Annotated in this window: 18 protein-coding genes; 5 read left to right on the plus strand and 13 right to left on the minus strand. The window is 71.5% G+C overall.

Annotated elements, in window-relative coordinates:
- Genes ABD292_RS22855 through ABD292_RS22865 form a run of 3 tightly spaced genes read right to left on the minus strand, consistent with a single transcriptional unit; the run spans window position 1 to window position 2,682 of the window.
- Complete coding sequence (locus ABD292_RS22855) at window positions 1-1,296, minus strand: TadA family conjugal transfer-associated ATPase (protein ID WP_344210399.1); 1,296 nt, start codon at window positions 1,294-1,296, stop codon at window positions 1-3.
- Complete coding sequence (locus ABD292_RS22860) at window positions 1,293-2,009, minus strand: CpaE/TadZ family protein (protein ID WP_344210401.1); 717 nt, start codon at window positions 2,007-2,009, stop codon at window positions 1,293-1,295. Before ABD292_RS22860 ends, ABD292_RS22855 begins: the two co-directional genes overlap by 4 nt.
- A gap of 1 nt (window position 2,010) precedes the next feature.
- On the minus strand, window positions 2,011-2,682 hold the full coding sequence (locus tag ABD292_RS22865) for a hypothetical protein (protein ID WP_344210402.1): 672 nt from the start codon (window positions 2,680-2,682) through the stop codon (window positions 2,011-2,013).
- A 385-nt stretch (window positions 2,683-3,067) separates the two neighbouring features.
- Between ABD292_RS22865 and ABD292_RS22870 the strand changes: the two genes are divergently transcribed.
- Window positions 3,068-8,404 (plus strand): FtsK/SpoIIIE domain-containing protein, encoded by a 5,337-nt coding sequence (locus tag ABD292_RS22870; RefSeq protein WP_344210404.1) that lies wholly within the window; start codon window positions 3,068-3,070, stop codon window positions 8,402-8,404.
- Window positions 8,405-8,789: 385 nt separating this feature from the next.
- Here the strand turns inward: ABD292_RS22870 and ABD292_RS22875 are convergent, their stop codons facing one another.
- Window positions 8,790-10,175 carry a WXG100 family type VII secretion target gene (locus ABD292_RS22875; RefSeq protein WP_344210406.1) on the minus strand — a complete coding sequence of 462 codons (1,386 nt, stop codon included), beginning with the start codon at window positions 10,173-10,175 and terminating at the stop codon, window positions 8,790-8,792.
- A gap of 4 nt (window positions 10,176-10,179) precedes the next feature.
- Window positions 10,180-10,566: a hypothetical protein gene (locus ABD292_RS22880; RefSeq protein WP_344210408.1), complete on the minus strand. Its 387-nt coding sequence runs from the start codon at window positions 10,564-10,566 to the stop codon at window positions 10,180-10,182.
- Between the two features lie 94 nt (window positions 10,567-10,660).
- Here ABD292_RS22880 and eccB point away from each other — a divergent pair, with 94 nt between their 5' ends.
- Window positions 10,661-12,097 (plus strand): type VII secretion protein EccB, encoded by a 1,437-nt coding sequence (gene eccB / locus ABD292_RS22885; protein ID WP_344210410.1) that lies wholly within the window; start codon window positions 10,661-10,663, stop codon window positions 12,095-12,097.
- A 118-nt stretch (window positions 12,098-12,215) separates the two neighbouring features.
- Window positions 12,216-13,655, plus strand: a complete 1,440-nt coding sequence (locus ABD292_RS22890; RefSeq protein ID WP_344210412.1) for an alpha/beta hydrolase — start codon at window positions 12,216-12,218, stop codon at window positions 13,653-13,655.
- Between the two features lie 9 nt (window positions 13,656-13,664).
- Here the strand turns inward: ABD292_RS22890 and ABD292_RS22895 are convergent, their stop codons facing one another.
- From ABD292_RS22895 to eccD, 8 genes are all read right to left on the minus strand, one after another.
- Entirely contained in the window at window positions 13,665-14,435 is a 771-nt protein-coding gene (locus tag ABD292_RS22895) for a WXG100 family type VII secretion target (RefSeq protein WP_344210414.1), read from the minus strand.
- On the minus strand, window positions 14,432-15,523 hold the full coding sequence (locus tag ABD292_RS22900; RefSeq protein WP_344210417.1) for a pentapeptide repeat-containing protein: 1,092 nt from the start codon (window positions 15,521-15,523) through the stop codon (window positions 14,432-14,434). Before ABD292_RS22900 ends, ABD292_RS22895 begins: the two co-directional genes overlap by 4 nt.
- Window positions 15,520-16,860, minus strand: a complete 1,341-nt coding sequence (locus ABD292_RS22905; RefSeq protein WP_344210420.1) for a WXG100 family type VII secretion target — start codon at window positions 16,858-16,860, stop codon at window positions 15,520-15,522. Before ABD292_RS22905 ends, ABD292_RS22900 begins: the two co-directional genes overlap by 4 nt.
- On the minus strand, window positions 16,860-17,258 hold the full coding sequence (locus ABD292_RS22910; RefSeq protein ID WP_344210422.1) for a hypothetical protein: 399 nt from the start codon (window positions 17,256-17,258) through the stop codon (window positions 16,860-16,862). Before ABD292_RS22910 ends, ABD292_RS22905 begins: the two co-directional genes overlap by 1 nt.
- 77 nt (window positions 17,259-17,335) lie before the next feature.
- Window positions 17,336-17,644, minus strand: a complete 309-nt coding sequence (locus ABD292_RS22915; RefSeq protein ID WP_344210424.1) for a WXG100 family type VII secretion target — start codon at window positions 17,642-17,644, stop codon at window positions 17,336-17,338.
- Between the two features lie 5 nt (window positions 17,645-17,649).
- Entirely contained in the window at window positions 17,650-17,994 is a 345-nt protein-coding gene (locus ABD292_RS22920; RefSeq protein WP_344210426.1) for a WXG100 family type VII secretion target, read from the minus strand.
- 232 nt (window positions 17,995-18,226) lie between these two features.
- Window positions 18,227-18,661 carry a YbaB/EbfC family DNA-binding protein gene (locus ABD292_RS22925; RefSeq protein WP_344210428.1) on the minus strand — a complete coding sequence of 145 codons (435 nt, stop codon included), beginning with the start codon at window positions 18,659-18,661 and terminating at the stop codon, window positions 18,227-18,229.
- 10 nt (window positions 18,662-18,671) lie between these two features.
- Window positions 18,672-20,099 carry a type VII secretion integral membrane protein EccD gene (eccD, locus tag ABD292_RS22930; RefSeq protein ID WP_344210430.1) on the minus strand — a complete coding sequence of 476 codons (1,428 nt, stop codon included), beginning with the start codon at window positions 20,097-20,099 and terminating at the stop codon, window positions 18,672-18,674.
- 230 nt (window positions 20,100-20,329) lie between these two features.
- On the opposite strand from eccD, the gene eccCa reads away from it, so the two are divergent.
- Window positions 20,330-24,316 carry a type VII secretion protein EccCa gene (gene eccCa, locus ABD292_RS22935; protein WP_344210432.1) on the plus strand — a complete coding sequence of 1,329 codons (3,987 nt, stop codon included), beginning with the start codon at window positions 20,330-20,332 and terminating at the stop codon, window positions 24,314-24,316.
- Between the two features lie 367 nt (window positions 24,317-24,683).
- Window positions 24,684-24,971, plus strand: coding sequence for a hypothetical protein (locus ABD292_RS22940; protein WP_344210434.1), 288 nt, complete (start codon window positions 24,684-24,686; stop codon window positions 24,969-24,971).
- The last annotated feature ends 2 nt before the right edge of the window (window positions 24,972-24,973 follow it).

Below are 24,973 nucleotides of genomic sequence, written 5' to 3' on the forward strand. Positions count from 1 at the left end.
TCACCATCCTCCCGGGGTGTAGCCGTGCGCCATGAGCTCGTCCAGGCACGAGACGGGCGCGTGCGGCACGGCGGAGCCGTCGGGTCCCGGCGCGAACACCTCGCTCGACAGGACACGGCCGTCGCAGCCGTTGACCTCGCGGACGCTGGAGACGTAGCGGCGCAGGGTGCCGCCGCGGTGGTAGTCGTTGCGCTTCTCGACGAAGACCACGAAGTCGATCGCGCCGGCGATGAGCATGTGGGTGGCGTCGATGGGCAGGCGTTCGCCGGCCTGGAGCGCGTACGTGGCGATGCGGTTGAAGACCTCCATGCTGGAGTTGGCGTGGATGGTCGACAGGGAGCCGTCGTTGCCCTGCGTCATCGCGTTGAGCATGGTGACGATCTCGTCGCCGAGCACCTCGCCGACGATGACGCGGCTCGGGTTCATCCGCAGCGAGCGGCGGACCAGCTCGGCCATCGAGATCTCGCCCTGGCCCTCGGAGTTGGGCAGACGCTGCTCGAAGGCGACGACGTTGGGATGCAGCTCGGGGAACTGGTCGAGGCCCAGCTCCAGGGCGCGTTCGACGGTGATGAGGCGCTCGCCCGGCGGGATCTCGTTGGCCAGTGCCCGCAGCAGGGTGGTCTTGCCGGCGTTGGTGGACCCGGCGATCATGATGTTCTTGCGGGCGGCGACGGCCGCGCTGAGGAACCTGCCGAGGTCGGGGCCGACCGTGCCGTTGCCGACGAGGTCGCTGAGGAAGACCTTGCCGAGGCGGGCGCGGCGAATGGAGATCGCGGGCCGTACGGTGACGTCCATGACCGCGCTCAGCCGCGAGCCGTCGGGCAGGCGCAGGTCGAGCTGCGGGTTGGCGGTGTCGAACGGCCGGCTCGACAGCCCCGAGTACGCGGCCAGGATCTGGATCAGCTCGACGAGCTCCTCGTCGGACTCGGCGACCGGGTCGTGCATGGACTCCTGGCCGTCGGCGTAGCTGACGAAGACGCGGTCGCAGCCGTTGATGTCGATGTTCTCGACCTGGGCGTCGTCGAGCAGCGGCTGGAGGCGGCCCACGCCGAACAGCGCGGCGTGGATGCCGGCCGCCAGCGCCTCCTCCTCCTCGACCGTGGGCGGCGTGCGGCCGGAGCCGATCTCGTTGCGCGCGTGCTCCTCCAGGACCTGCGAGATCAGCGCCCTGGCGAACTGGCGCTCGTCCTCGCCGGTCATGGCGGGCAGGCCGCCCGCCTGGTCGAGCCGGCGCTGGTGGGCCAGGCGGTCGCCGACCTCCTGGCGGAAGCGCTTGACCAGCAGGTGATCGATCATCGGTGGCTCACCAGCCTCCCCGCGAGGTCGCGGGCCGTACGGATGAGGAGGGAACGGTCGAGCCGGCCGCCCCACTGACCGCGCAGCAGCTCGGCGCCCTTGGGGTCGTGGGCCAGGCCGTAGACGAACTGGACGCTCGGGCCGACGATCCTGCGTACGTCGTCGATGGAGGCGCGGTAGGCGCGCGGGTCGGCGATGACGACGACGCCGTGGGCCTTGGTGATCTGGAGGCGTTCGCGCAGGTGGGCGACGTGGTCGAGGGTGGCGCGGGTGAGCAGCACGACCTGCTCGGCCTCGGCCAGCAGGTCGCCGAGCTGGGGGTGGGCGCCGAGCCGGCCGCAGTCGGCGATGACGTCGGCGTCGGGGATCGCGGCGAGCGCCCGGCCGAGCGGGCCCCACAGCCAGGTGAGGCCGGCGGCCTGCTCGGCGTGGGTGAGCCCGGCCAGCACGTCGAGCCCGCCGACGATCTTCTGCGTGTGCTGGTGGATCTGGGCGGGCTCCAGGCCGCGCCGGGCGGTGGCGCCCAGGGTGAGCAGGCCCCTGCCGGGGTTGAGCACCCCGCCGTCGGCGGCGGGCAGGCGGTAGGCGAGGTCGCCGCCGGCCGGGTCGCACTCGGCCAGCAGCACCGGCCGCGGCCATACGGCGGCCAGTGCCGTCGCGGCCGTGGTGACGCCCGGCGCGCCCTTGTCGGCGGCCAGCACGATCAGTCCCACGTCAGCGTGCCCCCGGTAGCTCGGCGACGGCGATCTCGCCGCTGGAGGCGAAACCCACTATTTCCGGTGCGGCCGTTGAATCCACCACCACCGTGATCTGGCCGGAATTTCCGGACCTGGACTTGTCGCCGCCTGCGGAGAAGACGAGCGCATTGGGGGCGAGCACGCGGGTTTGCCCCTGGCTGGTGCGGCTAGGCACGTAAATGACCTGAACGCGGTCTCCCTGCTGAATGCCCGCCGGCATTTGGCCGGGTTTAAGCGCCAATCCGACGGTGGCCTTTCCCTCGCCGAGCTCGGTGCTGGCGCGGACGCCCATGCGGTTGGTCAGCAGGGTGCCCGGGAGGATCGTGACCGTCGCGAAGCTGCGCGTGACCAGCTCGCGCTGCGACCAGCTCACGTAGTCGACGCCCTCGCCGGCGACCTTGACCTCTTCGAGCGCCTCGGGCGGGAACTTCTGACCGGCGCCGACCTGCTGGACGACGCGGATGGCCGAGACGCGGCCGCCGCTGTTCAGCACGAGCAGGGTCGTGGCGAGCGCGCCGCCGAGTATGAGCAGGACGGCGAGCGCGGCCAGGGCCGGCTTGCGTTCTCTGGGGGGCACGGGGAGCTTGCGCGAGGCCGGGCCGGACAACCCCGCCGCCGCGTTGACGGCAGGCTTTTCACTGGTCCTCATGGGTGGGGGGCTCCCAAAGTGAATTAAGGAATCCCCGCCATTATGTGGGGCATGTCGGTGCGGCGTGGCCGGAATGCGAGGACCAATGCTCGTTTCGCAGGTGGCGAGATGTCAAGAGGCGGTAATCGATGCCTGTTGTTTCTATCTAGTTGACGGAAGGGTATTTTCCCCGTTATGTCAGTCACTTCCGTCACATAAGTCACTGGGCTCGCGGGTGTTTATCCACAGAACCGCGTTCTCATGCCGGTGACGTCAACCGGCGGGTCTAATCTCGCGGCGGGCGTTACCTTGGCGCCCGGCAGCCATGCCGTCCGGTGTGCATGCCGTCCGGCGTCCATGCCGTCCGGCGTCCATGCCGTCCGGTGTCGAGCGAGGGGACCCAGCGATGCGGATCATGCTCACCGTGCTCGGCGGGCAGGGCGAGCGCGACGTCGTGATCGACGGCGACGACGACGCCACCGTGGCCGCGATCGGCGCGGCGCTCGGCGACCCCGCGCCCCTGGCGCAGGTCGTCCGGCTGCCCAGGTCCCGCTCCCCCTACGGGCCGGCGTCCGGCGCCGATCCGGTGCGCGTGCCGCCGCCCCGCCGGGCCAACGCCCTGTCCGCCCCGCCCGTCGGGCACGAGCCGGTCGTGTGGCGCGACGGGCGGCCGCTCGACCCGCGCGCGCGTGCCGCGTCCGTGCTGCGCGACGGCGACAAGATCACGCTCGATCCCCGCCTGGCCAGGGCCACGGTGATCGAGGAGCCCGGCGGGGTGGCCGAGGTGCGCGTGGTGGGCGGTCCCGGCGCGGGGGCCGTCCACCGCCTGGGGCTCGGGGCGCACGTCATCGGCGCCGACCCGACGTGCGCGATCGCCGTCGCCGACCCGGCGCTCGCGCCCGAGGCGGTCACCGTACGCGTGACCCCTGACGCGATCACCGTCGAGCGCACCTGGCGGGCCCAGGACGAGGCGCCGAAGATCAAGCTCAAGGGGCGGTGGGCCGACGAGGTGGCCGAGCTGACGGCGCGGGTCGCCGAGCGCGAGGCGGCCGAGCACGCCGCCGGTTACACCGAGGTGCCCGAGCTCGACGGCCGGCCGCTCACCGAGCCCGTCTCCTGGCTCGACCAGGCGGTGCTCACCTGCGGCTCGTCGGTGTTCGTGCTGACCGCGGTCGAGCCCAAGGACGCGCACCTCGCGCCGCTCGGCGAGGGCGGCGTGGCCTACAACCGGCCGCCTCGGCTGCGCAGGCCCGAGCCCCAGCGCGCGTTCGTCCGGCCGAAGGAGCCGTCCAGGAGCGAAGGGATGCGGCTGCAGCTGCTGGCCGCGTTCCTGCCGGCCGTGCTGGGCGTGACCCTCGCCCTGGCGCTCCAGGTCTGGTACTACCTGCTCGTCGCCCTCATGACGCCGGTCATCATGATCGGACAGTGGTGGAGCGACCGCCGCCACGGCAAGAAGCAGCACAAGAAGGCGCTCAAGGAGCACCGCGAGCGGCTCCAGGAATACGACGCCGCCGTCGAGCGCGCCCGCGTGGCCGACGAGGCCGCCCGGCGCGCCGACGCGCCCGACCCCGCCCAGGTGCTGCTCACGGCCACCGGGCCGCGCAGGCGGCTGTGGGAGCGCCGCATCCACGACTCCGACGCGCTGCGGCTCCGGGTCGGCCTCGCCGACCTGCCCGCCGACCTGCAGCTGACGGAGGAGCAGGGCGGGCCGCTCGACCCGCCGCTGTGCCGCTCGGTGCCGGTGGCGCTGCCGATGCGGCGGCTCGGCGTGGCCGGCGTCACAGGCCCGCGCGCCTTCGCCGGCGGCCTGGCGAGCTGGCTCGTCGCCCAGGCCGCCACCCTGCACAGCCCGCGCGACCTCGCCATCGTGCTCATCTCGGCGCACCCCGACGCCGAGCGCCGCTGGGGCTGGCTGCGCTGGCTCCCCCACTGCGGGCCGCGCGGCGGCGAGGAGTGCCTGGCGCTGATCGGCGTCGATCCCGAGTCGGCCGCCCGCCGCGTCGCCGAGCTGGCCGCCCTCATCGACGAGCGCCAGAACACCAAGATCCCCGAGCTGGGCAAGATCCCCACCGGCTGGGACGACCTCGGCGGCACCGGCGCCGACAAACCGGCCTTCTCCTCCTACGACGTACGCCCCTACGACATCCTGGTGATCCTCGACGGCGCCCAGGTGCTGCGCGGCCTGCCCCACATGCCGCAGGTGCTGCGCCAGGGGCCGCGCTCGGGCGTCTACACCCTCGCCATCGACGACGACCAGCGCCTGCTGCCCGAGGAGTGCCAGACGGTGGCCGCGTGCGGCCCCGACGGGCTGATCCACCTGCGCGGCGGCGGCCTCGACGTCATCGGGCCCGTACTGGGCGACGCCGTCTCGCCCGCCTGGTGCGACCGCCTGGCACGGGCCCTCTCCCCCATCCGCGACGTCAGCCGCGACGCCCCGGGGGGCGACCTGCCCGACGCGGTCCGCCTGCTCGACCTCATGAACCTGCAGAGCCCGTCCGGGCCCGAGCTGGCCGCGCGGTGGCGGGCCCGCGGCTCCACACAGGCGCTCATCGGCGTCGGCCCCGACGGGCCGTTCTCCGTCGACCTCCGGCTCGACGGCCCCCACGGGCTGATCGCCGGCACCACCGGCGCCGGCAAGTCCGAGCTGCTGCAGACGCTGATCTGCGCGCTGGCCGTCGCCAACCGGCCCGACCAGCTCACGTTCGTGCTGATCGACTACAAGGGCGGGGCGGCGTTCAAGGAGTGCGTACGCCTGCCGCACACGGTCGGCATGGTCAGCGACCTCGACGGCCACCTGACGCAGCGGGCACTCGACTCGCTGGCCGCGGAGATCCGCCGCCGCGAGCGCCTGCTGTTCCAGGCGGGCGCGAAGGACCTCGACGACTACGCCGGGCCCGTCTCCCTGCCGCGGCTGGTGCTGATCATCGACGAGTTCGCCGCGCTGGTGGCCGAACTGCCCGACTTCGTCACCGGGCTGGTCGACATCGCCCGCCGGGGCCGCTCGCTGGGCATCCACCTGATCCTCGCCACGCAGCGGCCCGCCGGGGTGGTGACCGCCGACATCCAGGCCAACACGTCGCTGCGCATCGCGCTGCGGGTCACCGAGCCCGCCGAGTCGTCCGACGTCATCGACCTGCCCGACGCCGCCCAGATCTCCAAGAACACCCCCGGCCGGTGCTACGTGCGCTCGGGGGTGGGGGCGGCGGTCGCCGTACAGACGGCCCGGGTCGGCGGACGCAGTCCCCTGCCCGCCGGGGACGGGGCGCCGGCCGCCGACGTGCGGGTGATCGACGTGGGCTGGCGCGCCCTGGGCCGGGCCCTTCCCCGGGCGCCGCGGTCGGAGGAGGAGTCGACGGTCACGGACCTGACGCTGGTGGCCGACGCCCTGATCGAGGCGGCCCGGCTGACCGGCGTCCCGCCCCAGCCCAGCCCCTGGCTCGATCCCCTCCCCACCCTGTTCGTCCTCCCCCTGCCCGCCGCTTCCGGCGTGCCCGGTTCCGCCATCGGCGGCGCGCCTTCGTACGACGCCTCCGGGTCGCCTGCGGAGAACGCCGTGGGAGCGCGTGGGCGCGACGTCGCTGGAGCATCCGCACACGACAGTGTCGGGGCGCCTGGGCGTGACGGTGCTGGGGAGCCTGCGCGGGGTGGTGGCGGGGCATCCGCGTCGGGCGCGTCCGATGGGCCGCCGTTGCAGGCGTCGGGGGTGCTCTTCCGTGGTGACCCGCTTCAGGCGCGGGCCAGAGTGAAAGGCTCCGGGCAGCCGTCGTTCGACAGCTCCGGGCGGCCGGGGAAGGCGAACGTGCACCCGGCGTCCGTGACCGGAGCGCCGCCCGTGTCCCGGCCTGCTCCGACGCCGCCGTCCGGTTTCGGGGGCCCGCCTGCCGCGGACCCCGCCACTCCCCCGACCACCGGACCTGCCGCCCCGCCGACCAACGATCCCGCCATCCCGTCGGCCACCAGCCCCGACGCCCTGGCAGCCACCGGCCCCGGCATACCGCCAACCACCGGCCCCGGCATACCACCAGCCGCCGGCCCCGGCATACCACCAGCCGCCGGCCCCGGCATACCGCCAACCACCGGCCCCGGCATACCGCCTGCCGCCGGCCGTGGCGGCTCGTCCCCCATGGGTGCCCGGAGCGGGGAGGAGGACGTGTTCGTCGAAGTGGAGCCGGTGCCGTTCGGGATCACCGACCGTCCGTGGGCGCAGGACAGGAAGCCGTTGACGCTGGATCTGGCGCACGGTGGGCATCTGCTCATCGCGGGTGCCGCGCGGAGTGGCAGGTCCACGGCGTTGCGGACGATCGCCGGCTCCATCGCCGCCCACGTCTCTCCCGCCGATGTCCACCTGCACGCGATCGACTGTGGGTCGGGGGCACTGCTGCCGCTGGTGGCGATGCCGCATTGCGGCGCGGTGGTGACGCGGGACCAGCTCGATCGGGTCGAACGCCTGCTCAACCGGCTTCGCGCCGAGATCGGCCGCCGTCAGCAGCTCCTGGCCGAGGCGGGTCATGCCTCGCTGGCCGAATACCGGCAGGCCGGGCATCGGCTGCCCTGGCTGGTGTTCATGATGGACCGGTGGGAGGGCTTCGTCGCCGCCTTCGAGAGCTACGACTACGGGCGGTTGATCGAGGCGCTGCTGCAACTGCTGCGCGAGGGGCCGGCCGTCGGGCTGCGGGCCGTGATCACCAGTGATCGGTCAGGGCTGCTGGGTCAGGTGTCCACCGTGTTCGACGACCGGCTGCTGCTCCGTCTGTCCGACTCCGCCGACTACGGGCTCGCCGGGTTCCCGTTGAAGGGGCTGCCCTCTTCGGTGCCGCCGGGTCGGGCCCTGTCCCTCGGGGATCACGGCATCGTCGAGCATCACATCGCTCTGCTTTCCCCCGATCCGGCGGGGCCCGCGCAGGTGGCGGCGTTGCAGGCGCTCGCCCGTGCCGTCCCCGCTCCCGTCCATCTTTCGTACGACTCCGCCGCCGCCGGCACAGGTGCAGGGAGCGGGGCGGGGCACGCGGGCTCGTCGTCCGGAGGGCGGGGTGGGTGGCGTTGGCCGGGGCGGGCGCCGCTGCGGGTGGACGCGCTGCCGATGCGCATCACCGTGGCCGAGACGTTCGACCTGGATCCGTCGTTCAGGCCGCCGTCGCCGCTGTGGGCCCTCGTGGGTGCCGGGGGCGATGCTCTGGCGCCGCTGGGGCTCGATCTGCTCGCCCACGGTCCGGCCGCGGTGATCGCCGGGCCGGCTCGCTCGGGGCGGTCGTCGGCGCTGCTGACGGCGGCCCGGTCCCTGATCGAGCGGGGGACGCCGGTCATCGCCGTCACGCCGCGCCGCAGCCCGCTGCGGGGGCTGGACGGGCTGGTGGCGGTGCTGGACGGCAATGCGGGCAATCTGGCTGAGCTCGTCGCCGACCTGCACGACTACGTCGTCCTCGTGGACGACGCCGAGCTCGTCAACGCCGACTCCCCCTTGGGGATGGCTCTGGAGGAGGTGCTGCGGTCGGGGCGGGACGGTGATCACGGCCTGCTCGTCGCGGGCACGACCGGGGACCTGGCCGTCGCCTATCGCGGGTTCGTCGCCGAGGCCCGCAAGTCCCGTACGGGGGTGCTGCTCGCGGTGCAGGGGCAGACGGACGGGGATCTGTTCAACATCCGGTTGCCGCGGGGGACGGTGGGTGGGCCGCCCGGTCGTGGCTTCCTGGTGACGACCGGCACCATCACGCCCATCCAGGCTGCTCTCCCCGACGTCGGCTGACTCGTCCGCAGGAGAGACGGCGGCCGGTCCGGCGATCTTCGCGGGAGGGGCGGGTTGAGCAGGTCGTTGCTGTGCAAGGGGCGAGTCGTCCGGCTGCTTGCACAGGAGGGGGCAGCCGGTCCGGCCGTTTCCGAGGGAGGAGCGAGTTGAGTCGGTCGTTTCCGTAGGAGGGGTGAGTTGATCCCGCTGCGTCGCAGGAGGGGACAGCCGATCTGGCCGTTTCCGTAGGAGGGCGAGTTGAGTCGGCCGTTTCCCTAGGAAGGCAGTCGATCCGGCTGCGTCCGCAGGAAGGGGCAGCCGGGCCGGCCGTTTCTGAAGGAGGGGCAAGTTGAGCCGGCTGCTTCCGTGAGGAGACAGCCGGGTCGGTTGTTGCCGTGGGAGGGGGTCAGCCGATTTGGCTGTTTACCACTGAGTCGGGGTTGGTGCCCCAGACGTCGTCGTCCTCGTGGAGCCAGGTTGTCGACTCCTGCTTCTCGGAGCTCTGCGCCCCGCCGCCCCCGCCACCGGCGCCCATCGGGAGGAAGGGCATGCCGGTGCCGGCGGTGGTGGCGCGGGTGGCGGCGGTCGTCACGGCCGGGTTCGCGCCTGCGAAGCCTCCGCCCGTGGCCGTGCCGGGGCTGCTCGCGGTGGTGGCCGGCGGGTACGACGTCGAGGGCATGCTGTACGCGGTGTTGCCCGTGGTGGTGGGGTGGGCGGTGCCGGTGGTCGGGGTCCAGCCGTTGGTGTTCGTGGGGGTGAAGTCCTGGAGGCTGGTGGTGCGGTTGGCGGACGGGTCCTGGTACGCCGCCGGGTTGAACGCCGGGTTCGAGCCGTTCGGCGAGGTGGAGCCGAGGGACGAGGTGTCCGGGTTCTGGAAGGTCGGCGAGCCGGGGTTGCCCGTTCCGGTGCCGTTGTTGCCGTTCGTACCGTTGGGGTCGCCGTTGCCGGACGGGTGGTTGCCGTTCGGATAGGTGCCGTTCGGGTTGGTGCCGTTCGGGTTGGTGGCGTTCGGGTCGAAGGCGTTCGGGTTCGTCGGGAAACGGTTGCTGGGATCCGTTCCCGACGGGTCGTAGTTGGTCGGGAAGGCGCCCGGTCCGTACGGGTCGGGGTTGCCGTTCGGGTACGGGCCGCCCTTCGGGTACGTGACCGGCGGCGGGGTGATCTGCGGCCCCGTCGGGTAGTCGATGTCCCTGAGGACCTTCTCCACGGTGTCCGGGATCTTCGCGTGGACGTGCGCCAGGTCGTTGGCGAACGTCTGCAGGTGGAGGCCGGCCAGTTCGTCCTGCGAGCCGAAGTCGTTGTTCGCCTTGTCGCCGTTGTAGACGCCGCTGTAGGTGCTGAAGAGGCCGGCGACGCTGTCGTCCCAGGTGCCCCCGAGCAGCCCGCCCTGGTTCACCCAGGTCCCCAGGACGCCCTTGACGTCGTCGTCGATGAACTCCTGGTGCTTGCGCACCACGGTGGAGAGTGCCTCGACGGGCTCGTGCATCTTCTGGAGCTTGGCGGCCAGCTCGCCCAGCGTCACGTGCAGGACGCCGAGGGCCTTCTGCGCCTCGACGGAGGCCTTGCCGTTCCACACCTTCGCGAGCTGGCCGGCCTGCTCCTCCAGAGCCTTCTGGACGTCACCGACGGCTTTGTGCGCGTCCTTGTACGCGGTCGCGGCCTGGGCGATGTGCTTGGCGTCGAAGCCCTTGATGAAGGTCACGACCTCCTCGACGCTGCGACCGCCCGTCTCCACGGACCAGTCGCCGCAGCTGGACTTCAGCCAGTGGGTCTTCTTCTTCTCGCCGCCCATGGGCTCAGCCCCCGCCCTCGTTGGCCGCGTTCGTGATCTTGTAGTTGCCCGCGCCCGCGTCCACCAGGGAGATGGCGACGGACATGTTCTTCAGGACTTCCTCGTAGACGTTCAGGAACTCCCGGTGGGCTTGCTCCAGCGTGGTGGCGAGGGACTCGCCGGCCTGCCATCGGCCGATGCTGCGCAGATGGTCGCTCTCGGCCTTGAGCGAGCCGTTGAAGCTGAGATCCTGGATGGAGCCCGGGTATTCGCCGTAGGTGCCTCCGCCGATGGGCTTCATGGCTTCGCGCAGCGCCTCGGCGATGCTGGCGATCTTCTTGGCGTCGTACGTGACGCCGTCACGCTCGGCTTCCAGGCCGGGCCAGTTCTTGGGCGGTTGTGTTTCTCCCACGAGACCTCCCCCTCGGCACTCGATCAAGCACCTTACTTGAATGTTCCTTTTCCGTACAGAAGACTCAGTGTCAACATGCGTAACATGATGCGCTATGCAGACGCAGAAAGATCTTTATCAGGCGCATCGCCTTATGACGCAGCGCCTGGGTCTCGCGTTGCTGCAGGGGGAGCCGGACGTCCCCGAGTCACCCATGCGCCGGCAGAACGTCGCCACCTTCGCGGGCATCCTGATCTCCGTGCTGGTCGTGGCCGCGTTCGGGATCTGGGGGCTGCTCAAGCCGGGCAACGCCACCAAGCTCACCGAGCCGGGGCAGCTCCTGATCGAGGAGGAGACCGGCGCCTCCTACGTCTACAACCAGCAGACGGGCAAGCTCCAGCCGGTCGCCAACTACGTCTCGGCGCGGCTCCTGCTCGACACCGACGACGTCAAGGTGCGGACGGTCTCCACCGACTCGCTGGCCGGGTTCGCACGCGGGCAGAAGGTGGGCATCCAGGGCGCGCCGGACTCGCTGCCGAAGCGTGAGCGGCTGGTCAAGGCCCCCTGGTCGGCGTGCGTGGTCGAGGGCGCGGACGCCTCGGGGGTGCGCAAGCCGTTCGTGACGCTCGTGGGCGGCATGGACGTCGGCGGCACGCCCGTCGGCGGCGAGGCGATGGTCGTCAACGACGGGCAGCAGAGCTGGGTGCTCTGGGCCAACCAGCGCATGCGCGTGACGAACGTGGACCGCCTCACCGACCAGACGCCCCGCCGCGTCCCGGCGTCGTGGATCAACGCGATCCCGGCCGGCGTCGACTTCGCCGCCCCGGCGATCCCGCAGCGGGGCAAGAAGGTGGCCGGGCCGGGCGGCAGGGCGTCCAGGGTCGGGCAGGTCTACAAGGTGGCGTCGGTGGCGGGCGCGAGCGAGCGCTGGTACGTGCTCCTGGCCGACGGACTGGCGCCGATCAAGCACACGCAGGCGATGATGCTGCTCCTGGACCCGGCCAGCAAGACCGCGTACGGCCGGCAGCCGGTGCGCGAGACGGCGATCGACGCGGCGAGCGCCAACGCGGCCAAGGCGTCGGCGCACCAGATGGTCAACGGCGGGCTGCCGGACACCATGCCGCGCTTCCGCTCGCCGGGCGTCTCCGCCCCGCTCTGCGCGGTCTACCGCGACACCCAGAAGGGCTCGGCGCGGGCCGTGCTGACCACGGGCGGCGCCATGCGCATCCCGACGCCGGGCGCGAGCGCCGGCGCGGAGAAGGTGGACCAGGTGCTGCTCCCGGCGGGCAGCGCGGTGCTGGCCGGGACCCTGCCGGGCGACGGGCAGCTCGCGGCGGTCCAGCAGTACTCCCTGATCACCGAGCAGGGCCGCAGGTATCCGCTGGTGTCGGCGGACCTGGTGACCAAGCTGGGCTACGACGCCACGGACGTCGCGCCGGTGCCCGCCCACCTGCTGCGGCTGATCCCCGACGGGCCCGCGCTGGACCCGGCGGCGGCCAGGACGCCGGTGCAGGAGGTGCAGGGCATCCAGCCGCAGACGCCCGCCCAGTGACGGCGGGCGGTCCCTGACCGGACGGGACGGTCAGAAGCCGTGGTTATGGCGAGGTTATGCGGGTGGCCGCATGATCCTGTGGCGTTGCCCGCCCGTGCTTCGCCGACCGAAGGATCACATGAAGAACCATCTCGTGCTCGCGGCCGTCTCGTCCCTGGTCATCAGCCTGGCTCCAGGAGCCGCCGCTGCCGCCGCGCCACGGACCATCGCCTGGGCGCCGTGCCCCGAGGACACGACCGCCGAATGCGGCACGCTGAAGGTGCCCATCGACTGGGACAACCCCGGCGGCGCCGCCATCGACCTGGCGGTGGCCCGCCGCAAGGCCACGGGACCGGCCTCCCGGATCGGCTCGCTGGTCGTCAACCCCGGCGGGCCGGGCGCCTCCGGCGTCGACTTCGTGGTGCACGGCAGCGGCTACTTCAGCGCCGAGCTGCGCGGCCGCTTCGACCTCGTCGGGTTCGACCCACGCGGGGTGGGCCGCAGCCACCCGGTGAAGTGCTCGGCGGCGCTGGTGCGCGAACGTCCGCACCCGCTCATCGGGAGCCAGGCGGACATGGACGCCTGGGTGTCGTACAACCGGCGGCTGCGGGAGGACTGCCGGGCCCGCACCGGGCCGCTGTACGACCGCGTGAGCTCGCTCGACGTGGCGCGCGACGTGGAGGCGCTGCGGGCCGCCCTGGGCGACGACAAGCTCACCTACTACGGCGTCTCGCACGGCACGCTCATCGGCCAGGCGTACGCCGAGCGCTTCCCCGGCAGGGTCAGGGCGCTCGCGCTCGACTCGAACTTCGACCACAGCGTGGACACCGCGGCCTACCTGAGCACCGCGGCCGCCCAGACGGCGGGGGCGTTCGACCAGTTCGTGGCCTGGTGCGAGGCGACGCCGTCGTGCGCGCTGAACGGGAAGGACGTCCGGGGGTTCTGGAAGGGGCTGCTGGAGCGGGCCGACCGCGGTGAGCTGCACGAGCCGGGCGCGCCGGACGTGCCTCTGGGCGCGTACGAGCTGGTGAACACGGCCTTCGCCGGCCTCTACAACCCCAACTGGGCGGAGCTCGCCGAGCTGCTGGCGGCCATCGACGGCGGCGGCCCGCAGCCGTCGGCGAGCGCCGCGAGGGACGAGGAGGAGGTGCCGGTCAGCACGCCCGTGTTCTGCCAGGACTTCCACCTGCCGGTCGCCGACCACGCCGAGTACGCCTCGCTCCTGCGCCGGCAGGCCGGGCAGGCCGGGGACATGAGGTACAGCCCGCCCGCGCTGGGCCGGATCGCCGGATGCCTGGGCCAGCCCACGCCCGTGCCCAACCCGCAGCACCGGCTGCGCGTGGACACCGCCGCGCCGATCCTGCTGGCCTCCTCGCTGCACGACCCCGCCACCGGCTACCAGTGGACGCTCAGCACGGCCAGGCAGATCGGCGCCGCGGCCCGCGTGCTCACGTACGAGGGCTCGGGGCACACCGTGTACGGCCGGAGCGCGTGCACCGCCGGCGCGATCGACCGCTACCTGATCGCGCGGTCGGTCCCGGCCGGCGGGGTGCGCTGCCCGGAGGTGCGGCCCTCCTGACCGGTGACGCTATGCCTGGAGGCCGCCGTACTTCTTCGCGGTGGCCTCGTCCATCTTCGGCATCAGCGAGCCGGCGTCCTCGTTGTACTCCAGCCCGTCCTGGGTGAACGGCGACCCTCCGCCGTTCTGCATGGTGGACATCTCGGTCGGGATGGCCTTGAGGCTGGGGAAGACCTTGCCGGCCATCTCGCTCGCCTGGATGGCGGAGTACAGGGCGAAGGTGAGACCGCCCGCCACCATGATCTGCTTGCCGAGGACCTTCTTGATCGCGGTCAGCGTGATCTTGCCGAACGCGGCGGCCACGCCCTCGGAGAAGGCGGCGGTGAGCGGGCTGGCCTTCGAGGCCACCTTGTAGATGGCGAGCCCGGCCATGGAGAGCGCGATGGCGTTGCAGAGGTAGGTGCACACCTTGTAGAAGCCCGCCGTCGAGTCGACGCCGTCGCCCGTGGCGTTGCGGACCTCCTTGAGCTGCTTGAGCGAGTCCTTGTAGCTCGTGTGCACGGCCTCGAAGGACTTGAACGCCTCGCCCTCCCACGTGCCGTCGTTCTGGAGCTGGGTCTTCAGGCCGGCGAGCTCGGTGTCCAGCTTGTCCAGTTCCTCGACCTCGCCGTTGTGGTCGGACGTGCGCCAGTTCTTGGCTGCGGTCTCCATGCCCTCCGGGTCCGAGACCAGGGTGCCGATGGCACTCGCGACGTAGAAGGCCCAGGGCTGGCCGATGAAGAAAGCCGAGGCCAGGGCGGTGCTCGCGGCGAACATCGACATCTCTTTGTAGATGCTCACAACAGATCGTCCTCCTGGCCGAGCACCGGTGGCGCGATGTCCTCGTCACCGCCCCAGACACCCTCGTCCTCGCCGAGGCCGACGGTCTTGTCGCGGTCGCGTTCCTGGTTCGCGTTCCCCGCGCCGCTCATCGGCATCATCGGCATCATGGGCATGCCGGACGCGCCTGCCGTGGCGCCGCGCAGTCCGGCGGCGGCCGCGTTGCCGGGTACGCCGCCGAGGCCCCCGCCGACGCCGGTGCCGGGAACCGTGCTGGTGACGGGCACTCCGAGGGTGTTGGGGACGCCCGTCCGGGTGCCGGGCCCGTTGACGCTGGGGTCGAACCCGGGCACCTGCGGCGTGGGCGTGGCCGTGGGCTTGAACGACGACAGGTCGGTCTTGTTCGGGTTCAGCGCGGCGTCGAGGTCGGGGACACGGGTGTCGGCCGGGTCCATGCCTGGCAGGTTCGTCTTCGGCAGGTCCGTGCCGGGGAGGTTCGCGCCGGGCGTGTTGGTGCCGGGCAGGTTGGCGTTCGGCAGGTCCGTGCCGGGGACGTTCGTGTTCGGGAGGTTGCTGCCAGGGACGTCGGTGTTGGGGAGGTCCGTGTTCGGCAGGTTCGTGTTGGGGAGATTCGTGTTCGGAAGATCGGTGTTCGGGAGGTTCGTCTTCGGCAGGTCCGCGTTGGGCAGGTTGGTGCTGGGCAGCTTGGTGTTCGGGAGACCGCCGTTCGGCAGGCCCCCGCCCGGGAGGGTCGTCTTCGGCAGGTTGTTGGGATCGCCGCTGGCGTCGTCCGCCTTGGTGTAGTTCTTGTCGGCCGCGCGCAGGGCGGGATCCCAGCTCTCCAGCGCCTCCTTGGCCCTCGCCAGCGCCTCGCGCTGGCTCTGGATGGCCTTCTCGTGCACGTTCTGCACGCCCCAGCCGAGGACCCCGAAGTGGGGCCAGGGCACGGGCAGGTTGGCGGACCGCCCGTCCACCTGGCCGATCAGCTTGGCCTGGTCGGTGATCTTCCCGCCGGCCCTGGCCAGCTCATCCTTCGTGAAGGAGATGTGCGACGACGGCTTGCCGTCGGGGGTGAGGCTCGGCATGCCCGGGATGTAGGGGTTGCTCATCCGATCACGGGATCCGTGGTGTCATGCGCCGTCGTCCAGCAGTTCGGGTCCTCGGACAGGAACGTGCTCCGCTCCAGGTCATTGCCCTCGCCTCCGCCGGCGCCGCCTCCTGTGAGCGGCATGAGCGGCATCCCGCCCGCCGCCCCGCCCGCGCCGCGCAGACCGGCCGCCGCCATGGGCGACTGCCCGGCGATGAGGCCCGGCGAGCCGATCACGGAGGGGACGCCGCCCGGCGTGATGCCTCCCGGCGTGTAGCCGATGCTCGGCGGCGGGGTGATCGTGGTGATGGCCCCGGGCGTGGTGCCGGTGAACGACGGGGTGAGGGTGGTCGGGTTCAGCGTGGGGGTGGCCTGCGGCTGGAAGCTGGCCATGTCGGTGCGTCGCGGGTCCGTCACCGAGCTGCCGTCGGTGCTCGTGCGGTCCTCGTTGCCGATGACCGGGGGGACGGTGCCGTCGCCGGGGTTGGTCCCGGGGTTCGTGCCGGGGTTCTGGGTCTGGCCCGGGTTGGCGCCGTTGGGGTCGCTGCCGTTCGGGTTCGAGCCGTTGGGATCAGAGCCGTTCGGATTCGAGCCGTTGGGGTTCGAGCCGTTCGGGTCCGAACCGTTGGGGTTCGAGCCGTTCGGGTTGGACCCGTTCGGGTTGGAGCCGTTCGGGTTGGAGCCGTTCGGATCGGTGCCTCCGGGGTTGGTGCTCGTGGAGCCGGAGCCGAAGGAGCCCGAGCCGGTGGAGCCGCCGTTGCCGGACCCGAGGGTGGGGCCGTTCGACCCCGATCCGGTCGGGTAGTTCACGGTCTGCGGATTGATCGGCGACTGGAGCGTCACGGTCGGCAGCTCGTACGAGACGTCGTGCGGCACCTGGATGTTGTAGAGGTTGACGATCTCCTGGTTGAGCTCGTGCAACGCCTTCTGGGCCTGCAACGTCTCCGCCCGCTCCACCTCCAGGGCGGTCTTGGTGACCCGGTCCGTGAGCACCGGCTCGTTGACCTTGCTCTTGGTCTCCGCGAGGCGTTCGGCGTAGTTCTGCAGGGCCCCGCCCATGAGGCTGAGCTTGGTCGACAGCTCGCGGCCCGAGGCGTGCAGCATCTCCAGCGCGTGGCGGGCCTTGGCGGCGTCCGGCCCCTTCCAGACCGCGGCGATCTTGGCGGCGTGCTCCTCCAGGGAGCTGACCGCCGCGTCGACCTTGGTGGAGGCGTTCATGTACGTCTGGCCCGCGCCCGTGATCGTGCCCGGGTCGGTGTTGCCGAGCAGCTGTTTGATCTGGTCGCCGGTCTGGCTGGGCTTCTCGCCCTGCGGCATCCTCTCGAAGGAGAGGATGACGACGACCTCCCGCTTACTCATCAGGCGTCACCCTCGTTCCCCCTGCGGGCGCGGTCCAGGTTCTCGGCGCTGAGCTCGACGGCCTCGACCACGCTCTGGTAGGCGTCGATGAACTTCTGGTAGACCTCGGCGAACTTCGCGCCCGCGTTGTTGGACCCGACGGTCGCCGCGAGGGCGAGGGCGTCGTTCCACTGCCCGATCTGCGCCGCGCCGAGCTCGTTGCCGGTGGACATCTGGTTGATGTTGCCGTTCGGCCGCCCGCCGTTGCCCAGCATGGCCTCGTAAGCGGTCCGCAGCTCCTGCGCGACCGCCCGGATCGCCTGCGGGGAGTTCTCCCGCGCCTCCCCATCGCCGTCGAAGAGACTCTTGTCGACGGCCAGAGGGTCGGGACCGCCCTCCATCGCGTCTTTCTGCGTCATGCCTCACCCTCAAACGACAGAGCTCTCGGCCACCGCACGGCAGGCCGGGCGATGGCCGAGGAGAAGAACGAGCCGGGCTAGTCCGTCCAGATGCTGATGTTGCGCTGCTCAGCGGCCTGGTAGTTGCCCTTGGCGACGTCGACGGCGTTGGCGGCCTTGAACAGCTGCTCGCCCATCGCCTTCTCGTGCGCGTTCCACTCCGCGCGCTTCGTGTCGAAGTAGTTCTGGGCCTCGCCCTCCCAGTTCGAGCCGAGGGTGTTCTTGATGTCGGCGTAGAGGTCGTCGGTGACCCGGTCGAGCTCCGTGACGACCTTCTTGAGCTCTTCGTAGGCCGACCCGAGGGAGCCGAAGTTGACGTAGGTGTAGTCGTCAGGCTGGACGGACATCAGGGTCAGCTCCCGTTGTTGGCGTTGATGAGAGAGTCGATGCGGCCGCCGGAACCGGCGGAGGCGAAGCCGCCGACGATGTCCATGTTCTGGTCGGCGGCGTTGCGGTAGACGCCGGCGCCGATGTTCAGCTTGTCGTAGATGCCTTCAAGGATCTTGATGACGCCCTTGAACTCGACGTCCCACTGGTCCATGGCCTCGCTGAACTTCTTGTAGGCGCCGCCCTGCCACTGGAGACCGGCCTTGATCTCCACCACTCTCTGGCGCATGCCCTCGATGTACTGCGCGGTGTCCTGGCAATAGCCCGCCGCCGTCGTCAGCTGAGTCGGGCTGGCCCCGTACAGTGACACTGGACCTCCAAAGGTCGTCCTGCTTCGTCAGTCGCGGCGAGCGGTCTCCCCCGTGAGGACGGCCTACCACCGCAGACAACATCAAGTGGCATGTTAGTCACCATCCGCCCCTCAAATCCCAGAAATATCGAATAACGGATTGATCGCACGAAGGCGGCCTTCTGGTGAATCCGCTGGTAGATGCCGTAATATGCCCTGACTTCCGGGAAAAGATCTCTGTCGGTGACGGGCGTCAAAGTTCCAGCCGCCGCCGGATGCGGTCGAGCTCGCCCATCACGTCGGTGAACGCCCGGTCGTAGATCTCCTCCGCCTGCTTGACGTCGTCCAGCATGGCCTCCGGGCTCTTCGCCAGGTCGACGTCCTGGCCGAGGATGTCGGTCATCATGGCGGCGAACGCGCGCTGGTAGTCGGCGGTGGCCTCGGCCAGCGTGGTCTTGATCAGCTCGGCCAGCTCGCCCGAGGACAGCCGCATGGCCTTCGGGTGCAGCTCCAGCAGCTGGACGCCGTTCTGGCCGTACTCGACCTTGACGAAGCCGTTCTCGTCCTCGGCGCGGCCCACGCACTCGCCCACGCTCTCCTGGAACTTCTCCAGGCGGCCGAGCTGGTCGTCGATGCCCTTCATCAGCTTGTCGACGTCGATCTTGGCGAAGTCCCCGAACTCCTGCATACCTGCCTCCTCAGCCGGACAGCCCGCGTACCCACGTGTAGACCTCAAGGACGCCCAGCGCGAGCGGGAAGAGCTGGACGATCAGCGCGATGTCCAGGATGTCGGCCGCGCGGCCCCAGAACGGCGACGGCTTGCCCGTCGCCAGCCACATCCCGATGCCGACGGTCATCAGCGCCAGCCACAGGATCCCGATGGCCACGGCCAGCGAGCCCACGATCCCGCCCTGACCGAACAGCGAGACCGCCAGCACGGCGAACCCCGTCAGCCCGACCCCGATCAGCCACAGGCGCTGGCCGCGGCCACGGAACACCCGGGCCCGCATGATCAGCGTGAGCGACAGCGAGACCGTCATGACGTCGGCCACCCAGCCGTCGGCCAGCACCAGCAGCACCAGCGTCACCAGCGCGCAGATGCCGATCATCGCGATCATGCCGGTGGCGTAGCCCTGCGCGACCCTGGTCCGCTCCTGGATCGCGCCGGCGTCCAGGCGCTGGTTGTCGTTGCGCAGCTCCTCGGCGGTGGTCGGCATCGCCGGCAGCGGCACCTTGGCCAGCCGGAACGACAGCGTCGGCACCAGCGGGCTGAGCGCCAGCAGCAGGGCGGTGGCCAGGGCGGCCACGCCCGCGGGCGGCGGCGACCACACCATGATCACGGCCGCGCAGACGCCGCCCACGGTGGCCGCGCCGGCCGCGCCCAGGAAACCGGGCACGCCGTCGGAGATGAGCGCGCCGGCGATCCCGGCCACCAGCGCGGTGGTGGCCAGCGCGGCGAGGAAGTGGGGCGCGCCGAAGCCGGCGGCGGTGCCGGGCGCGAACAGGCCCGCGACGAACCCGTACGGCAGCGCCGCGTGCCCGACCAGCGCGCCGGCCAGCGAGTCGCCGACCGCGCGGGACAGCAGCGTGCCGGTCACGACCAGCAGCAGCGCCAGCAGCCCCGCGACGATCGTGACGGTCAGCGCCGGCATGCCGGACACCGTCAGGCCGGCCGAGCCCAGCGCGAGCAGGGCGGCGGCGCCGCTCGCGCCCACGGCCCTGGTGTGCTTGGCGCTCCACGCGCCGCGGCCCTCGCGCACGCCGCTCGCGACCACGTCGGCGACGTCGTCGTACAGGGCGGGCGGCAGGATCGCCTCACGTGGCCGCAGATAGAGGATCTCGCCGTCGAGCACGCCGAGCGAGCCGAGGCTCTGCCCGAGATCGAGCGGCTGGCCGCCGAGCCGCTGCAGGGTCCAGCCGGGCGCGGCCGCGGCCTCGCCGCCCACCTCGCCCAGCGCGCGCAGCAGGCCGGGCAGCACGTTCGGCAGCGGGATGTCGGCGGGCAGCGCCAGGTCGGCCTTGCGGCGCGGCCCGACGATCGTGATGTGGCACTGCGCGGGCAGCGGCACCGGCACCTGGGCCAGCGCGCCCTGCTGGAAGGGACCCTGAGGCCCGGGAGGCCCCAAAGGTCCTGGAGGCCCGAAAGGCCCCGGAGGTCCCGGCGGACCGGGCGGCCCTGGCGGGCCTGGCGGGAATGCGGGCGGCCCGCCGCCGTAGCCGGGTGGCGGCCCCTGAACCGGGGGCGGTGGACCGGGCGGAGGCCCCTGAACGATCTGTCCCACTTGTTAACTCCGTCCCCACCAATGGTCACGGACAACAGAGAACATATCGGGTCTCTTCTGATAAGAACGTCTCGATGAGCATCGTCGTCGTACGTCGCCCTGAACGCCGCCCCGGCCCCAAACCCCCGCGCGGCGAAGTCCTGCTCGAATCTCCGCCGGAGATTCCCGAGGTCCAGCCGCAGGGTTTCACCGCCGTTCTCACCTACCTCCCCATGGTGGCGGGCGCGGCGGCGATGGCCCTCATGTTCACGGCCTACGGCAACGCCAACCCGATCATGTACGTCGCCAGCGGCCTGTTCGCGCTGTCCATGGTCGGCATGAGCATCGGCCAGATCGGCCGCCAGGCGGGCGAGCGCAAATACCGGCTGAACGGCGCCCGCCGCGACTACTTCCGCTATCTGAGCCAGGTGCGCAAGCGGACCAGGCGCGCGGCCAAGCAGCAGCGCGAGGCCCTGGAATGGAGCGGCCCCGAGCCGGACGCGCTGTGGTGGATCGCCATGAGCCCGCGCCTGTGGGAGCGGCGGCCACGGGACGACGACTTCGCCACCGTACGCCTCGGCACCGGCGTCCAGAAGCTCGCCATCCAGCTCATCCCGCCGGACTCCAAGCCCGTCGAGGACCTGGACGCGCTGGCGGCCGGCGCGCTGCGCCGCTTCATCAGGGCGCACTCCACGGTCGCCGGGCTGCCGGTCGCGGTGGCGCTGGGGTCGTTCGCCAGGATCAGGATGACCGGCGACCCCGAGACCGTACGCGACCTGGTGCGGGCCATGATCTCCCAGCTCACCGTGTTCCACTCGCCGGACGACATGCGGATCATGGTGTGCGCGGGCGCCGAGTGGATGCCGTACTGGGAGTGGGTCAAGTGGCTGCCCCACGCGCTGCACCCGGAGGAGATGGACGCCGCCGGCCAGGTGCGGCTGATGACGGAGAACCTGAGCGAGCTGGACCGGCTGGTCGGCGACGAGCTCAGGGAACGCGCCCGGTTCCGGCCCGGCGCGGCGGCCGACGCGCTGCCGTACCACGTGCTCATCGTGGACAACGGGCACGTGCCGCAGGACTCCCAGCTCGGCAGCGACGCCATCCAGGGCGTGACCGTGATCGACCTGTCCGGCTCGACCGGCGAGGTGGAGGAGAGCAGCACGCTGCGACTGGACGTGCACGCCGACGGCTTCCACATGGTCAAGATCGACCACGCGGGCAAGGAGCACCGCACCCGGCTCGGCGACCCCGACCGGCTCGACTTCCTGCGGGCCGAGGGCCTGGCCAGGCAGCTCGCGCCGCTCCGCACCTCGATTGGCTCCGGCGGCGGCGGCGAGGTCGAGGACGTGCTGGCGGCCAACACCACGCTGACCGACCTGCTGGGCGTCGGCGACCCGTCCCTCGTGGACCCGGCGATCGTCTGGCGTCCGCGCGCGGGCCGCAACCGGCTGCGCGTCCCCATCGGGCTCGGCGCCGACGGCCGGGTCGTGGAGCTGGACATCAAGGAGTCCGCGCAGGGCGGCATGGGCCCGCACGGGCTGGTGATCGGAGCCACCGGCTCCGGCAAGTCGGAGCTGCTGCGCACGCTCGTGCTGGGCCTCGCGGTCACGCACTCCTCGGAGATACTCAACTTCGTCCTGGTGGACTTCAAGGGCGGCGCGACCTTCCTCGGGCTGGAGTCGCTCTCCCACGTCTCGGCGGTCATCACCAACCTGGAGGACGAGCTCCCCCTGGTGGACCGCATGTACGACGCCCTGCACGGCGAGATGGTGCGCCGCCAGGAGCTGCTGCGCGCGGCCGGCAACTACGCCTCGCTCCGCGACTACGAGCGCGCCCGCGAACAGGGAGCCGAGCTCGCGCCGCTGCCCACCCTCTTCGTGGTGCTGGACGAATTCAGCGAGCTGCTGTCGGCCAAGCCGGAGTTCATCGAGCTGTTCGTGATGATCGGCCGGCTCGGCCGCTCGCTGGGCGTGCACCTGCTGCTGGCCTCGCAGCGCCTGGAGGAGGGGCGGCTGCGCGGCCTGGACACGCACCTCTCCTACCGGATCGGCCTGCGGACCTTCTCGGCGATGGAGAGCCGGGTCGTGCTCGGCGTCGCCGACGCCTACGAGCTGCCCTCCGCGCCGGGCAACGGCTACCTCAAGTTCGACACCACGGGCATGACCAGGTTCAAGGCCGCCTACGTCTCCGGCTCCTACCAGTCGGACAGCCGCCGGCCCGGCTCCAGCGACGGCAACACGATCCTGCGCCAGGTCGTCGAGTACGGCTCCGGCTACGTGCCGCTCCCCGTCGTGCCGCAGCCGGTCGAGGAGGCCCCGTCCACCGAGATGGACGAGCGCGGCCCGCAGGCCAGCCTGCTCGACATCGTGGTGCAGCGCCTGGCCGGGCACGGACCGGCGGCCCACCGCATCTGGCTGCCGCCGCTCGGCGAGCCGCCCACGCTGGCGCACCTGCTGCCGCCGCTGTCGGTCACGCCGGAGCTCGGCCTGTCCACGCCCGGCTGGCAGGGCCGGGGCAAGCTGCACGCCGTCGTCGGGATCATCGACAAGCCGTTCGAGCAGCGGCGGGATCCGTACTGGCTGGATCTGTCCGGCGCGGCCGGGCACGTCGGCGTGGCCGGCGGACCGCAGAGCGGCAAGAGCAACGTGCTGCGTACGCTCATCACCGGCATGGCGCTCACCCACACGCCGCGCGAGGTCCAGTTCTACTGCCTCGACTTCGGCGGCGGCGGCCTGGGCGCGCTGGCCGGGCTGCCGCACGTGGGCGGCGTCGCCACCCGCCTCGACGCCGAGCGGGTGCGCCGCACCGTGGCCGAGATCGTGACCATCATGCGCCAGCGCGAGCGCGCCTTCGCCGACCGCGGCATCGACTCCATCGCCACCTACCGGCGGATGGTCGCCGACGGCAGCGCCGACAGCGACGGCTTCGGCGACGTGTTCCTCGTCGTGGACGGCTGGCTGACGATCCGGCAGGAGTTCGAGAACCTGGAGGCCGTCATCACCGACCTGGCCGCGCGCGGCCTCGGGTACGGCATCCACGTGGTGGCGGCCACCAACAAGTGGTCGGAGTTCCGGCCGAGCATCAGGGACCTGTTCGGCACCAGGATCGAGTTCAAGCTGGGTGACGCGTACGAGTCGGAGATCAGCAGGAAGGCGTCGCTCGCGGTGCCGGACGGCGTGCCGGGGCGCGGCCTGACCAAGGAAGGCATGCACTTCCTCGCCGCCCTGCCGCGCATCGACGGCCAGCGCGGCTCCGAGGACGCCTCCGACGCCATGCGCGCGCTCGTGGACGTCGTACGGCAGTCGTGGCAGGGCCCCGGGGCGCCGCCGGTGCGGCTGCTGCCCTCGCTGCTGCCCGTCGCCGACCTGCCGGGGCCCGAGCAGACGGGGCCGGGCCGGATCGCGATCGGCATCGACGAGGACAGCCTCGCGCCGGTCTCGCTCGACTTCGACAACGACCCGCACTTCGTCGTGTTCGGCGACAACGAGTGCGGCAAGTCGAACGTGCTGCGGCTCATCATGGAGGGCCTGGTCGCGCGGAAGACGCCGAGCGAGGCGATGATGATCGTGATCGACTACCGGCGCTCGCTGCTGGACACGGCCGTGACCGACCACCGCATCGGCTACGCCGCCTCCAGCACGGCCGCCGCCGAGCTGATCCAGGACGCCCGCTCGGCGCTGCTCAAGCGGCTGCCGCCGGCGGACCTGACGCCCGAGCAACTGCGTTCGCGCAGCTGGTGGCAGGGCTCGGACCTGTACATCGTGGTGGACGACTACGACCTCGTGGCCACCTCCAGCAACCCGCTCGCGCCGCTCGCCGACCTGCTGCCGCAGGCCCGCGACATCGGTCTGCACCTGGTGCTGGCCCGGCAGGCCGGCGGCGCCAGCAGGGCCATGTTCGACCAGGCCGTGCAGCGCATGAAGGAGATGGCCAGCCCCGCGCTGATCATGTCGGGCAACCGCGAGGAGGGCCCGCTCTTCGGCAACATCCGGCCGACGCCGCTGCCCACCGGGCGTGGCTACTACGTCGATCGCCGGCAGGGGGCGCGCCTGATCCAGACGGCGTACATGGGAGAGGCGTGACGTCCTGAGGAAACAGCGGGTTACGCGAATGTGAATGGCATTCGCATATTGTCTCCCAACAGGGCGAATGGCCATTTATGCGGCTTAATGCGGTGATACAAAGATCATCGTGTCGACCGATCCGTCCACCGCCGCCCCTTCGGCGACGCCGTCAGGGAGCCCGCAGCCCAGCCTCACACCGTCCCTGAGCCCTTCCGCGTCACCGACGCCGACGGTCACCAGCCCGTGCCCGCACACCCCCGCGTGCCCGCCCCCGGTCTGCCTGCCCCCGTCGCTGCGCCCCGTCGCGTCCCCGTCCGCCTCGCCCTCGGCGAAACCTCCGGGGAGGCAGGACCTCGCGCCCGACAATTCGAACCTTCCCGGCTACATGACCAGCACCGCCCCCATCGACTCCTTCGCCGGTGCCATGACCGATTCCGGGGACGCCGTGCACCTCATCAAGCAGCGCACGCCCCGCTTCGAGGGTTGGAACCTCGCCCCCCTCGCCGGCCTGCCCGTCGTCGGGCTGATGTTCACCAACCGGTTCAACACCATCGCCGACACCTGGAGCGACAGCGCCCGCATCCTGGGCGACCTGCTGCGGAAGGACGCCACCAAGGTCGCACTCTCCGCGCACAACTACCGGCTGGCGGAACAGGCCAACAGGAAGAATTGAGT

It is taken from the genome of Nonomuraea bangladeshensis (assembly GCF_039529455.1).
GTDB classification, from domain to species: domain Bacteria; phylum Actinomycetota; class Actinomycetes; order Streptosporangiales; family Streptosporangiaceae; genus Nonomuraea; species Nonomuraea bangladeshensis.